At 46.1% G+C, this 16,873-nt stretch carries 13 protein-coding genes; 2 read left to right on the plus strand and 11 right to left on the minus strand.

Annotated elements, in window-relative coordinates; translation table 11 throughout:
* Positions 1-60: 60 nt before the first annotated feature.
* The 9 genes from C170_RS08950 to C170_RS08990 all read right to left on the minus strand — a co-directional run bounded on the left by C170_RS08950 (position 61) and on the right by C170_RS08990 (position 12,135).
* On the minus strand, positions 61-1,506 hold the full coding sequence (locus C170_RS08950; RefSeq protein WP_081745892.1) for a 4-hydroxyphenylacetate 3-hydroxylase family protein: 1,446 nt from the start codon (positions 1,504-1,506) through the stop codon (positions 61-63).
* Between the two features lie 173 nt (positions 1,507-1,679).
* Positions 1,680-3,638, minus strand: coding sequence for an ABC transporter permease (locus tag C170_RS08955; protein WP_036608599.1), 1,959 nt, complete (start codon positions 3,636-3,638; stop codon positions 1,680-1,682).
* Positions 3,613-4,383: an ABC transporter ATP-binding protein gene (locus C170_RS08960; protein ID WP_036608600.1), complete on the minus strand. Its 771-nt coding sequence runs from the start codon at positions 4,381-4,383 to the stop codon at positions 3,613-3,615. Before C170_RS08960 ends, C170_RS08955 begins: the two co-directional genes overlap by 26 nt.
* Positions 4,384-4,690: 307 nt before the next feature.
* The gene (locus tag C170_RS08965) at positions 4,691-5,674 is read right to left on the minus strand and encodes a sensor histidine kinase (protein ID WP_081745893.1); all 984 of its coding nucleotides are present in this window, start codon (positions 5,672-5,674) and stop codon (positions 4,691-4,693) included.
* Positions 5,671-6,375 (minus strand): response regulator transcription factor, encoded by a 705-nt coding sequence (locus tag C170_RS08970; protein WP_036608604.1) that lies wholly within the window; start codon positions 6,373-6,375, stop codon positions 5,671-5,673. Before C170_RS08970 ends, C170_RS08965 begins: the two co-directional genes overlap by 4 nt.
* A 41-nt stretch (positions 6,376-6,416) precedes the next feature.
* Positions 6,417-7,757 (minus strand): beta-N-acetylhexosaminidase, encoded by a 1,341-nt coding sequence (nagZ, locus tag C170_RS08975; protein WP_235200737.1) that lies wholly within the window; start codon positions 7,755-7,757, stop codon positions 6,417-6,419.
* Positions 7,758-8,154: 397 nt separating this feature from the next.
* Complete coding sequence (locus C170_RS08980; protein WP_036608606.1) at positions 8,155-9,258, minus strand: NADH:flavin oxidoreductase; 1,104 nt, start codon at positions 9,256-9,258, stop codon at positions 8,155-8,157.
* 332 nt (positions 9,259-9,590) lie between these two features.
* Complete coding sequence (locus tag C170_RS08985) at positions 9,591-10,904, minus strand: hypothetical protein (RefSeq protein ID WP_036608608.1); 1,314 nt, start codon at positions 10,902-10,904, stop codon at positions 9,591-9,593.
* 181 nt (positions 10,905-11,085) lie between these two features.
* Positions 11,086-12,135, minus strand: a complete 1,050-nt coding sequence (locus C170_RS08990) for a 2,3-butanediol dehydrogenase (RefSeq protein WP_017688800.1) — start codon at positions 12,133-12,135, stop codon at positions 11,086-11,088.
* A 386-nt stretch (positions 12,136-12,521) separates the two neighbouring features.
* Here C170_RS08990 and C170_RS08995 point away from each other — a divergent pair, with 386 nt between their 5' ends.
* On the plus strand, positions 12,522-13,559 hold the full coding sequence (locus C170_RS08995; RefSeq protein ID WP_036608611.1) for a LacI family DNA-binding transcriptional regulator: 1,038 nt from the start codon (positions 12,522-12,524) through the stop codon (positions 13,557-13,559).
* A 178-nt stretch (positions 13,560-13,737) separates the two neighbouring features.
* Here C170_RS08995 and C170_RS09000 read toward each other — a convergent pair whose 3' ends face one another.
* Entirely contained in the window at positions 13,738-14,706 is a 969-nt protein-coding gene (locus C170_RS09000) for a D-2-hydroxyacid dehydrogenase family protein (protein WP_036608613.1), read from the minus strand.
* 80 nt (positions 14,707-14,786) lie between these two features.
* On the minus strand, positions 14,787-15,368 hold the full coding sequence (locus C170_RS09005) for a TetR/AcrR family transcriptional regulator (protein ID WP_036608615.1): 582 nt from the start codon (positions 15,366-15,368) through the stop codon (positions 14,787-14,789).
* Positions 15,369-15,703: 335 nt separating this feature from the next.
* Here C170_RS09005 and C170_RS09010 point away from each other — a divergent pair, with 335 nt between their 5' ends.
* The gene (locus C170_RS09010) at positions 15,704-16,873 is read left to right on the plus strand and encodes an MFS transporter (protein ID WP_235200742.1); all 1,170 of its coding nucleotides are present in this window, start codon (positions 15,704-15,706) and stop codon (positions 16,871-16,873) included.

Consider the following 16,873-nt stretch of genomic DNA (forward strand, 5'->3'; position numbering starts at 1 on the left):
TTTCGTTCTTCATTCAGGCTTTTCAATCTTCATTCGGACCATTTGTATTAGATCATCAGATCAGTCCTTAAGCGAACGAAGCCACGGCTCAACTCTCCCCAATAAACGTTCCTTGTCATACTGAACATATTGGTTCGCCCGATTGCGCACGGGATCACCCGCGTAGAAACGTTCATATAGATCATGCCTTGCTCCGAGTGGACTTCCGGTCAGCTCCCATGCAAGTTGAAAGAGCCGCATCTTCTCCGGGGCTTGCATCGTTACTCCACCAAGATATTTGCCTATCATGGAACCCATCATTTCATTAGTCTCAAACGTACCTGAAGGAATCTGAATCAGACCACCCGCAGCAATGGTCTTCAAAATCTCCACCGCGCGGGGATAATAGTGATTGCCCAGATTACGTGCGGTTTCAATATATTTGAATTCCGGCAGCCAGTTGCCAAATGGGTCCGGCTTGGATTGTGCTTCAGCAGCAATAATCAGTCCCTCGATAGTCTGCATCTGACTGATCAGCTCTCCGAGTTGTTCCTGCACATTCAGGAAGGAGTCCACCCCGATCTCCTTGGCAATGGCTGAGGTCACGGCTGTAATAAACTCCAGTTTCGAGTGTAATCGAATGACACTCTGATGGTAGGCCAGACTGGCCGAAGCTGTATTGCAGCGAATCTGCCATACGGCTTCAGGGTTATTGTGCAGTAATACACGTTCCCAGGGCACAAATACATCATCAAAAAATAATACAGCATCCATCTCATCATACTGCGCACTGAGTGGATGTGATTTATCTGTATCTTTTGTGGCAAAAGATTCACGACACATCATGTGCAAGCCCGGACTGTCCGCGGCTACAATTACCATATGGGCCAGCTCTGGCAGGTGGCCTGGAATTCGTTGAACGGGATAAGCAATGATATCATCCGCATAAGGCGCTGCTGTTGCCACCATTTTGGCCCCGCGGATCACTACGCCCTCCATATTCCTTTTGACAATTCGCAGCATGGCATCCTCATCTTCTCCAACAGGCAAGGAACGATTAATCTGCGGGTCACGCTGGACAATTGTCAGGAATGCATCTTTTCGTTTGGCTTGTGCAAAATAATCCGATATTTTGTCTGCAAATGCCGGGTCATTTGATGTCATTTCATGTCGTGTTGCATACCAACCGGTCAGCCTCGATCGGGCATAATCAGACAATCGGCTCATCACCCCATACGTCCGATCGGCCCACAGCCGAAAAGCATCCGCCCTGCTGTTTACGTCAGGAAGTGAACGGGGCACAAGAAAGGAGCGATGCACGTAAGTTCCCGTCTGTTCATCCCAATAGGCCACGGTTTCCCTTGTCTTCGGGTCATCCACCAGATTGAACAATCCTTCTATGGTTTGAAGTGTTCCCTGAAAGGCCCGATGCCCAGTTACCTGGATACGCTCTCCGTCCAGCCATACATTCCGCTCATCATTCAAACGTTGAATGTAAGCTTGTCCACGAGACATCGTGATACTCATGATATGTCCTCCCTCTCAGGCACCGGCCTGACATTTCTGTAACTCCATCCTTCTAACTGCTTGAGAAACTATGTAATGATACATTCTGTATCTAACAAAATAGTACTGTGCCAGGGATAGAAAAGTCAACAGACACCGAGCGAAGAGTCCGGTGTCTGTTGGGCCATGCTATTTTAGACTAATTTGGAATACATGTGACGCAGATACCGCCAGCGTACGAGTGCAAAATACAAAATCTGCATGGAAGCGAACACCAAGAAGATGCGCAGGCTGTATCCAAAGACCGAGAAATCAACCAGTTGCTGCAACGCCACAAAGGCAACCGAACTGTGGATGACCGCCACCAGAATCGGCAGGAAGAACATAAGCAATAGCTGCCTTGTTACGATCTTACGGAGTTCGGGACGACTCAGTCCCATTTTGCCAATCATGCGATACTGCGCTTCATCCCGTTCTAAATCTGCGTAAAGTCTGAAATACGTGAAACTTGCTGCAAAGGTGAAGAAAACAATGCCGATTAGGCCGCTCAAAATTAGAATGATGCCATTGGTCTGCTTGGAATTAAGCCAATCCACCACAAGCGCGCTGACCTCGTAATAACCTTTTTCGGAATGATCATCTTGAATGGATTTGATCAATTCAGGAGCAAAGCTGCGTGTACCCATCCAATCTTTCACGATAAATTGTATCGTTCGACTCGAATAGAAACCTTCAGGCATGCCAACTTCCTCGTTGTACGCAGGTCTCATCTTATTAAACAATTCGTCGGTTACGACGTAGAGATAAATTTCATATTGAAAAGGAATCACAATATCGGTACCAGGTGTCGATAGCTGGACAGGTATGTGCTGATTATCAACCTCCAGATTGACCTTTCCTCCCGAGGCTCCTTTTTCAACCTGTTCACGGTACTCCTTGCGAATCGCCAAATTGCTTGGTGTCATAAATGACTCATCGATTTGTTTCAACGTACGTTCTTCATACCCCAGTGCCTTCGCAAGACGGTTATAATCACTCAGTTTGATAATCTTCCCATTATTATTTTCACCTATAGGAGCATAACTGCCCTTCACGTAGGGAACTTGATGATCAATCAACGTTTCTTCAATCTGCCGAATATGTCGCTCGGAGTTTGGAGTATCCCAGTTATTCATATAACTGAATGCGTACGGATTCGACATGGACGACAACCCCGGGTCAGCAATAGCAAGCATGGTGCCAATTCCCGTAAATGAAGAAGCTGAAATGATACTTACCATGAAAAACATGATGGCGTTATCTTTCATTCGATAGGTAAGTTCAGATAGGAAGAGCAGATTGGTTTTACGGAAAAACAACCTTGGATTTCTTTTCAGTGCCCGAATGATGTATACACTGAGCTGCGTGAACAGAAAGTACGTACCTGCAATAACAACCACGACACTTGCGAGTAATAACGGAAAGGAGAAGCTTATCCATACAAAAGTGAATACTCCTGCATAACCCCCGCCAATCAACAATACGGATAACAAGGCGAGTAGACGTGAGGCTTTGGGTTCCGGTTTCGGTTTTTCCTCTGATTTCACAAGGTCAATGAGAGTTCCTTTGCGAATGAGCAAGGACGAGGACATCGCGATCACAACAAACAGCAGCAGAAATGCACCTGCCGTCAGGGCAATGCTTTTTAGCGGAAAATAGAATCGAAGGCTGTTCTCAACAGCCAGCATGGAGCCACAGATCAGCAGGATCAATTTGCCGAAAATAATTCCGAGTCCAATCCCGGTAATAATGGAGGCTAATCCGATACACATGTTCTCCATAAACAGGAGCCGGTTCATCTGTTTACGTGTCATGCCTATGATCAGGAAAATACCAAATTCCTTCTTGCGCGTCTTCAGAAATGAACCAACGGAGTAGAGCAGGAACAGGAATGAAAAGATGAATATAATGATCTCTGCAATCACAAACCCCTGATTCGCAAGCAACGTAACCGTCCCACTTGATCCCTTTAACCCCGCTTTCAAATCAGGATGGAACAGGAGCAATGCGTAAGTAAAAAAGATCATAACGGAAAATGTACTGCTCAGAAAATGAGCCAGATAAATTCGTTTGTTACGAACAACGTTATTAATGGCGAACTGGCGAAAATTCATGTCCTGAACCTCCCATTAGGGATAATACATTAATAATCTTCTGGTAAAAGGCTGCGCGATTATCGCCGTAGTGAATTTCATTATACAGTTTGCCATCCTTGATAAAGACAACCCGACTGCAATAACTTGCAGCTACTGCATCATGAGTGACCAGCAGCATCGTAGCCTGATCCTCCTGATTGCGCGTTTCGAGAATCTCCATGACATCTCTTGCCGCCTTCGAATCCAGGTTGCCTGTTGGCTCATCGGCCAGAATCAGCTTCGGGGAATGGATAAGCGCTCTGGCAATGGCCGTACGCTGTGCCTGTCCTCCTGATATCTCATATGTCCGTTTGTTCAGAATACCCTCGATACCCAACTTGCTTGCCAGCTGTTCGACACGTGTGTTCATCTCTGCTAGCGAAACACCGTCAAGAGTCAGTGGCAGCACAATGTTTTCCTTGACTGTCAGTGTATTTAACAGATTGAACGATTGAAAAACAAATCCAAGCTCTTTGCGCCGGAACAGCGCGAGTTCGTCCTGATTCAATTCAAACGGATTCTTTCCTGCAATCCGCAGTTCGCCTGATGTTGGGTGATCAATGGTTGAGATCATGTTCAGCAGCGTTGTTTTGCCACTACCCGATGGTCCCATGATGCCAACAAACTCACCTTCCTGAATACTGAGGTCAATACCTGATAACGCTTCATAAGATACGATGCCTTTGTAGATTTTACTGATCTGTTTCACAGAACAAATCTCCATGGTTACAACTCCTTAGTGATATATGAATTCAAAATCAAGTTACATTCATGCTATGTGCATGTGTATTGTGCGTGGCCTTTCCTGTACTCTTATGACTACAGTCTATCGAAGTTTCGGCCATTCTCCTATGGTTTAACCTTTCATCAACATGACAATGTTGTAAGGTTGCATCATGAAAATCAAAAAGACGCCTTCGCCCCGATCAGGCAATAGACGTCTATACATACACTCACACTGTAATTCATACTCCACTCACACTTCTTAAAAATACACACCTTATGTCCCAATCTCACCTCAATCTGTCACTTCAGGAGTTGAATGTAATTCGGACAGTCGTTCCTTCGCCGTACACAGATTCAAGATCAATCCTATGATTCATCCGTGTCAACACTTCTTTGGCAATATACAGCCCCATGCCTGTGGACTCTTTGAAATGCCGCCCGTTCTCCCCGGTGAAGAAAGGCTGGAATACCCGGTTTAGATCAGACTTCGGAATTCCGATGCCCTGATCCTGCACTTCCAGTATGATGGAGCGTTCGGCTTCATACGCACGCACATAGATCTTTTGCCCGCTGCCCGCGGAGTATTTGATTGCGTTCGACAGTAACTGTACCAGGACAAACCGAATCCACTTGGCATCGGATTGCACAACCAGCGCAGGATCTATATGTATCTCTGGATAGACGTGATTGCGGATGAAGAACCGTTTCAGCTCATGGATCGCCTCTTCCCCAGCGGTCCTCAGTATCACAGGTTCCACACTGAAATCCTGTTCGAAGGTATCCAACCTGGCCACATACAGCACAGTCTCCAAACCTCGCCTCATCTGGTCCGCTTCCTCCCGAATGCTTACGAGCCGAGGATCATCATCTTCCTGACCTTCCACGGTCAACTCAATAACGGATAACGGTGTCTTCATCTGATGGACCCATTGGTTCATGAATGTCAGATATTCTTGCTGCCGTTGTTCCAGCCGATGAAGATGAGCATGATACTGGCCGTATTGTGAATCCAACAACTTCTCCAGCGCCAGTGATAAAGGACTTGTTTCGTTCAATGGTACAAATTCCTTCAGCGAATCCATCGACCGTGACATCCGGGTATAAAAGGAGCGATGTGAATAATAACGATACACCAAATATCCGATGTATAAAAACAATCCCAGCGCTACGGCATAAGCAGCCGTGACCCAATCGTTGTAACCGTCATACCAGAACACCGCAACAACGGTGAACAAGATGGCAATAACCCAGCACGTTAAAGCGAGATGTTCTCGTATAAACAATCTCATGATGGTGAAGCGGCCTTCCAGGTATTGTTCAATCGGTAACCCGAACCTCTGACCGTTTCCAGTGCGTCCGTAATACCAAGTTCGGCTAATCGTTTACGCACCCGAGTAACGTTTACGCTGAGTGTATTGTCATCCACAAAAGAGTCATCCCACAGCTTCTCCAAGATTGTCTCTCTGCTCACAAGCTTTGGACTGCGGCGCAGTAACGTTTCCAGCAAGATCGTTTCCTTCTTCGTCAGCTGCACTTTGCGATCACCAAGCTGAATCTCCAGTCTTTCCAAGTATACGACCAAACCGTCCAGTTCCACCTTGCGTTCTTCGTCACGTGCAGCATAGTCCCCATATACCCGGCGCAGCTGACTTCGAATTTTTGCTATCACAATCTCATGCTCAAATGGCTTCGTAATATAATCATCCGCCCCGTTCTCCAGTGCCATGACCTGATCCATCTTCCCACTCCGTGCGGAGATAAACAAAATGGGGCATGTAGACAGCGTACGAATCTGGCGGCACCAATAGAAACCATCGTAACTGGGCAAGTTGATATCCAGAAGTACCACATGTGGCTGTACCTGCTCAAACTGTTGTACAATCATCTCAAAATCCTCGACCAGAACGGCCCGGTCCCCGTAGCGTTCAATATGTGATTTCAATAATCCCGCAATCTTGGGATCGTCCTCTATTATCATAATGGTATACATTATTGGATCTCACCTCTGGCAAAATCATAACACAGGATTTATTATCGAGCATCGACTTCCTTACGCCAATCCACAATATCTGCATTCAATTGCTTCAGGTCTCCGGAAGCTTTCTGATCATCCGATAACTTGTATTGTTGCTTCAATGCCAGGATACGATATACACTCTCATCAATTCGGGACTCGGTGATCTTGCCTGACTTTACTGCACTTATTAGCGTATCAAAAATCGTCTTGGCACTCTCATAACTGTGAGCTACCAACAGAATGTCACTTCCAGCTTTGACAGTTGCTAGGGCTGCCTGGTCCAACTTGTAGTTCTTCGCGATTGCACCCATACTCAGGTCATCTGTGATGACCACACCATCATACTTGAACTTCCCGCGCAAATGTTCACCTATAATGACATCCGATAAGGAAGCCGGATGATCCGGGTCCAGCTTCGGGAACAAAATGTGTGCAACCATGACCGCCTCTACCTGCTCCTTCACTGCGGCCTGGAACGGAATCCATTCAAGCTCGGCCAGTTGTTTTTCCGTTTTATTCACGACAGGGAGATCGAGATGGGAGTCTACGGACGTATCACCATGACCCGGAAAATGTTTCACTACCGGAATAATGCCTTCACTACGTAATCCCTTCATCTCTGCAATCCCCATACGTGACACCAGTTCTGCCGAGCTGCCGAATGAACGATCTCCAATTACCGGGTTCTTCGGGTTACTATTCACATCCAGCACAGGGGCAAAGTCCACATTAAAACCCGCAAGCTGAACCTGTCTCGCCAACAATTCGCCCATCGTTTCAGCAAGCGCGCTGTCTTTCGTCTCGCCTACTTTTCTACTGGAAGGAATGGATTCCACCGTCTCTGGCATACGACTGACTTTGCCGCCCTCCTGATCCACACTCATGAAGATCGGTACCGGGTTGGACTGATTCGCTTCCTTGATGGACTTCACAAACTTGGCTGTTCCCTCGAGTGTTGATACATTGTTGGCATAGAAAATAATCCCCCCTACCTTTTGATCGGTGATCATCTGTTTGGCTTGATCATCCAACGTTGTCCCTTGAACACCGGCCAGTATCATCTGTCCAATCTTCTCTTCTAACGTTAATGAACTAAGCTGCTCCTGCACCGGATCGACTTCTTCTTGCGGTTCCTCTGGTACTTCTTCCTGCGGTGGAGCGGTATTCTGCTCCGGCGATGAAGAAGATTGCCCTGAGTTGGAGCCAGCATTCGATCCGGTGTTCGAGTCCGTTGCGGAGGAAGGTTTCTGTGCTTGGCCACATGCCGATAAAAGCAGTACGATCCCCAGCAGAAGACACAGCATCTGCAGTGGTTTTCTCCATTTATTGTTCGAGTTGTACCTATAGTTGTGCAAGGATATTCATCCTCCTTATGTAATGTCATCTTGGCAACCCTTGGGTTCAGGCCTAACCTTATCATAAGGTGGTGGATTTTCAAAATAAGTCGTACTGAAGATTGAATCGTTGTTTAGACACTTAAGCGGTAAAAAAAGTGGTTGCACTGGAACCTGAGATGTGGAACTTAATGGTGTTGTGACTAGGCGCGTGTGCGATGTATGTGGAGAGTAAAAAGGAGTAACGGTGCAGGAATGAATTTCTATTGTGAATTTTTCATATGTTGAAATTATTAGTATAGTAAGATCAAAAAGCCGCCCAAAGGCGGCCTATTTGTTCGTTTTTGTTTTACTTTTTGTTGTAAATCGTTGCCGTTCAGCGTTAGTTCACCTTTCACCAAACGTTCTTAGGCTTCTATTAATGGAGTGTTTGCAACACTTCCGTTGTAAATGGAATGATTTCGGATATGCGACCTTCACGAACTTTGGCAGGCCATTCGGGATCACTAAGCAGAACACGACCCAAGGCGATCAGGTCAAATTCATTGTTCTCCAACTTCTCATTTAATTGATCCAAATGGGCATCCCCTGTTCCCTGGTTCTCGGTTGCTCTGTCTACGAATTCAGCTTCAAGACCTACCGATCCAACTGAAATAGCTGGTTTACCCGTTATTTTTTGCGTCCAACCCGCAAGATTCAGCTCAGATCCTTCGAATTCCGGTAACCAGAACCGGCGTGTAGAGCAATGGAATATATCCACGCCAGCAGCACTAAGTGGTGCCAGGAATTGCTCCAATTGTTCTGGCGTCTCCACCAGACGTGCCTCATAATTCCCCATCTTCCATTGGGAGAACCGGAGCACAATTGGGAAATCAGGACCAACCGCCGCACGACAAGCTTCAATCACTTCAACCGCAAATTGGGTTCGCCGTACCAAATCACCACCATAATTGTCGGTCCGTCGATTCGTCTGCTCCCAGAAGAATTGGTCAATCAGGTATCCATGGGCTCCGTGCAATTCAATGCCGTCAAACCCGATTCGCTGTGCATCCGCTGCCGCTTGGGCAAATGCCTGTACAAGACCTTGAATCTCCTCTTCCGTTAATGGTTCACGTGATGGTTCACCTGCCATGCTAACCCCTGACGGACTTACAGGCTCAGCTTCTGCGTTAGGCAAGTCACCGGAACGACGTGCTGTACCCACATGCCACAATTGTGGCATGATTTTGCCACCCACTTCATGTACTGCTTTCACTACATTAGCCCATCCTTGCAACGAATCTTCACCATGGAATAATGGAATACTCGCTCCACTAACCGAAGATGGATGATTAATGCCTGTACCTTCCGTTATGATGAGCCCCACTCCACCTGCTGCTCTGCGACGATAGTATTCAGCAACTTCTGGTCCAGGTACGCCCTCTGGTGAGAATCCGCGAGTCATGGGTGCCATAACGATTCGATTAGACAATGTTAGCTTGTCCGAGGTGAAAGGTTTGAATAATGCTGAAGGTACGTTCATAGTACATTGCTCCTTTGCAATTGGAAGTGTGGAACTCCGCATCCACATGAAATGCGACATGCTTTCGTATATTGTAACACGTGTAATCCAGTTGACTGGTTTAGGATTATTTCTCTATCCATTTTATAGTTTCTTAATTTTATTTTCAAATTTTCGAAGTTGGGCATTCAAACTACTCTTATAGAAAAAAAAGAAAGCTACCTTACGGCAGCCTCTGTTGGATCACACTACCGAAGCAGTCTGACATGCACTCTACTACATCTTAAAGTATTTTCCCGGTCACCAATAATGTGGATGTAGCATAGTATATAATCCATAATCTTCCTTCCAATTTAATTAGCATTCACGGGGATATCGCTGCGGTTCACTCGAAGCAATTTCCCTGATGAATTTGATAACACATCCGGATCAGTACCCAGACCAAAGTAGAAGTCACCCTCGTTCTCTTCGAAAGACTTGGCATAGGTGTCCTGGTTAAAACGTAAAATCTCATTCCATGTGGTCAGATCCGTTGATTGGTAGACCCGATTGATATACAGATTGGCACTTTGGCGAGTGTACGTAAGCACATACACCTTGCCATCACGCAACAGCACATCGGTTGGGAGCGCCTTGGCATCCGGGAGATTAACTCGCCTTGCCTGATTGATGTCGGTCATGACATTCAAAGATTTGGGCAGCAGCTGCCCATCATTAAACACGCCACCTGCTATATAGAGCAACTTGTTATTGAAGTTAACATTTTTGCCTATTTTATTATAAGGAATCGTGCCCGTTTGATAGGTTAGTCCAGGCAGCATTTTGTTACCATAGATGACAACATCTCGTTTCTCAAGTTTTTCATTAATCTCCAGAATATTAGTTTTGTCATTCCATATTTTATTGGCAGGATACATCATGCCAGATGCATATAACTTGCCATTAAGATGGAACATGGTATAAGCCCGGAAACCAAACGTATTAATAGTCGCATATTTTTGCCAAGTTTCACCTTCATTATGAGAGATTAGAATGGTTGGTTTGGACTCTGTACCCAGCGCGGCAAACATCTTGCCTTGATAAGATGCCAAATCGTATACGTGTACACCCAGCGGCAGATTGCGATATTTGGTCCACACTTCTCCATCCAGACGATAGAAGTTACCCAGTTCCCACTGTTCACTATCGGAATCATTGCCAGGAATATATAACTTATCGTTTAGTACTCTGTAGATATCAATCTGTTCCTCATCCACATACATCTTCGTTGATGGCAAGATGCTCGGGTTGCTGTTAGTCACCGACTGGGTCTTGAATTTTGCATTCGCTGTATCATAATAAATGACTGGGATAGGGCCTGAATTAGGAGCTACGCCCAGATTGCTGCTATTTCCGTGGCCCAAATATATTTTGCCGTTGTACAGTTGCATGTCCCAGACGTTATTAGCATATGGTGTTTTGGTAAAAGGTCTGCCTAGCAGTTCGATCTTCGATGTTACATCCGCTGAACTGATCGGTGCATTCGACACCTTGGCAAGCCCACGTTCCGTCGCAGGGGGTTGACTTGTTGACGTGGTGTTTTTCGGCTTGGAGTTCCCCATAAGCATCCAGCTCATTCCTGCGACAATGGTCAAAATTACGGCTGTCCATTTTGTATGTCTCTGCATGTCCGCTTCCTCCTTCATTTTTTCATCATCATTACCTTCACACCAAGATGATACAATTTGTATCTTTTTATACTATGTAAAACCACCCGCACATGCAACAAATTTCGCCCTATTTATACAAAAAAAGTAGACAATCACATCTGTTGATGTGCTGTCTACTTGTTCTTAATGTCTGTGATTTCTATTCAGCTTTTACCAAAATCTTAACCTGATTTTTCTCTTTCAACAGTGCTTCAAATCCATGCTCTACCACTTCATCCAACGAAATTCGTTTGGTCACCAGCTTATCAGCCGGGAAGAAACCTTTATCCATCAGACTGATAACCGCCGGGAACACATCGCGATAACCAATAATGCCATTAACTGTACGTTCTTTCATGACAATTGAGTTCGGGTGAATCGGCGCTTCCTGTTCAAAAATACTGACGATCATCAACTCTCCACCAATACGTGTTGAATCGATGGCTTGTTGCAGAACACGTGGAACACCGGTTACTTCATAAGCTACGTTAACGCCACCTTGTGTACGTTGATGGATCTCTTCCACGACATTAAACTGCATTGGATCAATCACAATGGCACCGAGCTCTTCGGCTTTTGCTTTCCGTTCATCCGATAACTCCACCACATAAATATCCGACGCTCCCGAAGCTTTAAGCGCTTCGATGACCAGTAGTCCGATTGGGCCTGCGCCAAACACGGCTGCCGTATCTCCCACTTTCAGCTTGCTTTGGCGCACAGCGTGAAGTGCTACAGCTGAAGGTTCAACCAACGCACCTTGCTCATACGAGATTGAATCCGGAATGGCATGTACCATGTTTTCTGCAGCAGTTACATACTCGGAGAATCCTCCGCCACCTCCAGCGAGTCCAAGGAAACCCATCTGATCGCACAGATTGTATCTGCCCTGTTTACAAGCTTCGCAGTGTCCACATGCATAGATGGGTTCTACCACAACACGATCGCCTGCCTTGAAACGTGTAACACCTTCCCCTACTTCAACCACCTGTCCTGAGAATTCATGCCCCATAACTATAGGCGCTTGTTCCCCTGTTAGCGGATGCGGTGCTTGAGCGGGAATGAAGATTGGACCTGCTGTGTACTCGTGCAAATCACTGCCGCAGATACCGCACCATTCCACTTTTATTTTGACCTTCCCTTCTTCAGGCTGAGGTTCATTAATATTTTCGAGACGTAAATCTTTGACTCCATGCCAACGTAATGCTTTCATTCATTTCATCTCCCAGATCATAATTTGCGATATAATCGGAAACGTTTCCGTAAATTAAATATGTCACATTTTAGATACGCTGTCAAACATATTTCTCCACTAATATGTCTATTTCGTGATCATATCGAGTTCACTTTAGAATGCTTGTACTTTAATTCAAGTGATCTTAGCGGTATTACAAACGATGTAATCCTTGTTATTAACATATATTATGGCAAATATTATTGTAGATCTATTGAAATTTAATCAGGCCTTGCCATAAATCTGGCCCATTCACGGGATACTTCATTGTTCAAATGTTATAATCAAGTTATATAACTATCGTGAAGTTCATACATATTCCTAATAATTCGGAATCGTTTCCGATAAAGTGAGGTAACCGTACATTGAGGAAAGAACAGAAACTTACGATCAAGGACGTTGCAGAGCGTGCCGGCGTGGGCATCGCTACCGTATCCCGGGCCATCAACAATTCAGAAGGCATCAGCAGTAAAACACGGGATAAGGTGATGCAGGCCATTGAAGAACTTGGTTTTGTACCCAACACCTCGGCACAGAGTCTGAAAATCCGGCAAACGCACCAGATCGCTCTTGTTGTACCCGACATACGTAACGCCATCATTCCGGAAATCTCCTGGTCTGTAGAGCAAACGGCGAAGCAGCATGGGTACCATGTCGTGCAGATCAATACGGCAGGCAATGCCAGAACGGAGCTTGAAACCATTCGTAATGTCAAAAAATTGCATGTGGACGGACTGATTTTCATGCCTCTGGCGTACCCCAAAACGTTACCCGGACTGATTGATAAGGCGCCGCTCCCTATCTCGATGATTAATTACGGCAAAAAACTGGAACCGGGTATGAAAGCGGATATCGTCTCTCTCTCTCAACCTGAAGGCAAATTGGTAATGGAACATCTGTTCAAGATCGGTCGAACTCGAATTGCATATGCGGGAGCACCGAAGGACATTATCGAAGAACGCTTTCGTGCGTATGAGCAAGCCGTAGGCCATGTGGACATTTCTCTCGTCTACTTTGGTGAGGACTTTTCATTGAATACAGGTGCCAATGCTGCAGATTATTTCTATGGACTTACGCATATGCCAGATGCTGTCTATGCCATTAATGATATGGTTGCCATCGGATTGGTTAATCGGTTCAAGGAGTTAGGGGTTCGTGTACCTGAAGATGTGGCTGTTGTGGGTGTGGATAACAATCAATGGACAACCGTCACGTCTCCTCAGATTAGTTCCGTGTCCATTATGGGCGAAGAAGTCGCCAGACTTGCTACCGAGCTGTTGTTAAAACGAATTCGGGAGATGAGCACGACCGATTACGAACACATCCAATTTGAACCGCGCTTAATCGTTCGTGAATCAAGCGTCGCCATGATTCATTCCTCCCAGCGAGGACCACACAGTTAAATTCGGTGAGGGGAATGGGTCAGTAGTATAGAATATATTTTACGGCTATCCCTTCATTTGTTCTGTTACACAGATATACTAAAAAGGTGTTGCTCAGGTCTAACTCTTTCCTGGCAGCACCTTATTTGTCGTTGATTCTATATCACTATAGCAAATTTATACTCCGCATACGTTCATTCTAAGAAAGCAGTTGCCTGATCGGTGTTCCCTTCAGGAACATCGCTATATTCTCTACGGTATGATTATAATAGATCTCATAATTGCCACGAGTCACATAACCCAGATGCGGTGTGGCCAGGACGTTGGGTAATGTTCGCATCACATGGTTAACGGGGAGCGGTTCCTGCTCATATACATCCAGACCTGCACCAGCAATCACACCACTCTGCAATGCCTCCACCATAGCTTCCTGATCGACGATGCCCGCTCGCGACGTATTGATGAGTAGCGCACTCGATTTCATTAGTTGAAACTCGGCTTGTCCGATCAGATTCCGCGTACGATCACTCAATACTAGATGTATGGATACGATGTCGCTCTGTGCAAGCAGTTGCTCCTTGGTCTCGGACCAGATCACACCATGTTTTCCGGCTTTTTCTTGTGTTAGATTCTCGCTCCAGGCCATCACATTCATGCCAAATGCTTTTGCAATCTCAGCCATGCGAGTACCTATCTTGCCCAAACCAAGCAATCCAAGTGTTCTCCCATGCAAATCCAATCCTACTGTGCTCTGCCAGTTACGATTGGAGCGAAGTGCATTATTTTCTGTAACCAGTTGTCTGGACAGCCCCAGAATCAGTGCCCATGTAAGCTCCGTCGGCGGATTAGAGCTTCCCTCAGTTCCACACACAATGATCCCGTTCTGCTCTGCAGCCTTGAGATCTATCGAAGCGTTGCGCATACCACTTGTAATCAGAAGTTTTAGCTTAGGGAGCTGCGAAACGACCTTCTCTGGAAACGGCGTACGTTCCCGCATCAGGACTACAATATCAAAATCCTGCAATTCCTGAATGACTTTTTCTTCCGAGCCCATATAGTTGTTGAATGTCTGAATCTCCACCTGATCCATCAACGGACCCCAGTCCGCCGACGTCAGCGCAACGTTCTGATAATCATCCAAAACGGCACAGCGCAACTTCGTATTCATTTCTGATCTCCTCCTATATCTGCTCAATTCTTGTCTATATTGTAGCAACTCCGCATCACTTTAAACAGAATAATTCCCTATTAATGTAACAAAGACAGCGTAACCTGGATGCTCTGCTCTACAAACAAGCGGTCCGGTCCTGATTTCATCAGTACAGTCAGTCCAATCATGGATACAACCAGAGACTGTGCGACCGCACTTGCGTTCATGTCAGCGGACAACTCCCCGCTCTGTTGCCCTCGTTCTATCGTTTCTTTGAAAAGAACACCCAGGTACATCTGATGCTCCCGTGTAAGGACAGCGAATTTGGGATCATGTGGAGCCAGCTCAACCATCGTATTAATGCAAAAGCAGCCGTGACTAGGCTCGGTCACACTCCCCTCTGCTCCAATATGTTCAAACAATCCACGAAAGGCTTCCCGCACGGAGGAGCCCTGTTGAAGTCTGGCTCTGACTTGAGCCGCGTGCTGAGTGGTATACCTGCGAAGTGCTGTTTCAAATAATTCCTTTTTATCTCCAAAAGCCGCATACAGACTGGGACGTTGTATGCCCATTGCGGTCGTCAAATCACTCAAAGATGACGCTTCGAATCCCTTGTCCCAAAACGTATGCATCGCTGCATCAAGTGCTTTATCCGTATCAAATTCCCGTTGTCTAACCATACAATTCACCTCTTTATGTATCGATCAGTATGTTTATATATTTTAACCTCACTCTTATTACAAAGTCAAAACCTAATAACCAGAAAGGCGTGTTTAGCTATAAATGAATCGAAAAATCTGGAATAGAAGCGATTGCGTCGTTATTTATCGTCGTATTCTCTGGTAAATAATCTTCAATTTAACCCTCACCCATTTCTCTGTTGACAGAATTCACGCAAATAAAGTATGGTTATTCCGAAACATAACATACCGATCAGTACACAATAGAAAGGTGACAAATACTCTTGCAAACTTCTTCTCCAGATGCACAATTATCCAATAAGGATCGTCCTGCCATGTCACGGTTAGTTGCTCTTCTTTTTGCCGTGTGCAGCGGACTTGCGGTCGCCAATATCTATTATGCTCAGCCTTTGCTGGACTCCATCGCTCAAGAATTCAGCCTCTCTCCATCATCCATAGGGATTGTCATCACAGTGACTCAAATATGTTATGCCTTGGGGCTGTTCCTTCTTGTTCCGCTTGGTGACCTCTTAAATCGTCGCAAGTTGATCATCATTCAAATGCTCTTATCCGTGCTTGCACTGGTTCTCGTAGGAACCGCACAATCCAGCTCACTTTTATTCGCGGGCATGGCTGTCGTAGGTCTACTCGCGGTCATTACGCAAACGCTCGTTGCCTTTGCTGCACACTTGGCAGCCCCTTCCGAACGTGGTCGCATTGTCGGGTTGGTAACCAGCGGAATCGTCATTGGCATTTTGCTTGCACGAACGGTTGCAGGTACGCTGAACGATTGGCTCGGGTGGAGATCGGTGTATCTCTTCTCCGCCAGCCTTACATTACTCGGAATTGTCGCCTTATTTTTTGTTCTCCCAAGGCAACAATCAACACAAGTAAAACAAAGCTATACCCAATTACTCGGTTCCGTCTTGCAACTGTACCGTGAGTTGCGTGTGTTACGAGTACGAGGTGTGCTGGCCATGCTGATTTTTACAGCCTTCAGCATCTTGTGGACTTCCATAGTACTGCCACTAAGTAGCCCTCCACTGTCCCTGTCTCATACAGTCATAGGTGCATTCGGTCTCGCAGGAGCGGCGGGAGCATTGGCTGCTGCCCGTGCAGGTAAACTTGCCGACCGGGGCCTTGGGCAGAAAACAACCGGTATTTCCCTTGTCATTCTACTCTTGTCCTGGCTACCCATCGGTTATGTCCATCATTCTCTCTGGTTTCTGATCCTGGGTGTTATCCTGCTCGATCTCGCCGTGCAGGCCATACATGTTACCAACCAGAGCCTGATCTACGAAGTTCGCCCCGAAGCGCAAAGCCGCCTGACGGCAGCTTATATGATCTTTTATTCCATCGGCAGTGCAACCGGCTCCATTGTTTCTACCCAAGTGTATGCATGGGCAGGCTGGACAGCCATTTGCTGGTTAGGTGCTGGTGTTAGTGCAGCAGCCCTTATATTCTGGATGATCGATCGTTATATGCATCGGAATCTCGATCGTTGA

This window comes from Paenibacillus sp. FSL H7-689 (assembly GCF_000517905.1).
GTDB lineage: Bacteria > Bacillota > Bacilli > Paenibacillales > Paenibacillaceae > Paenibacillus > Paenibacillus amylolyticus.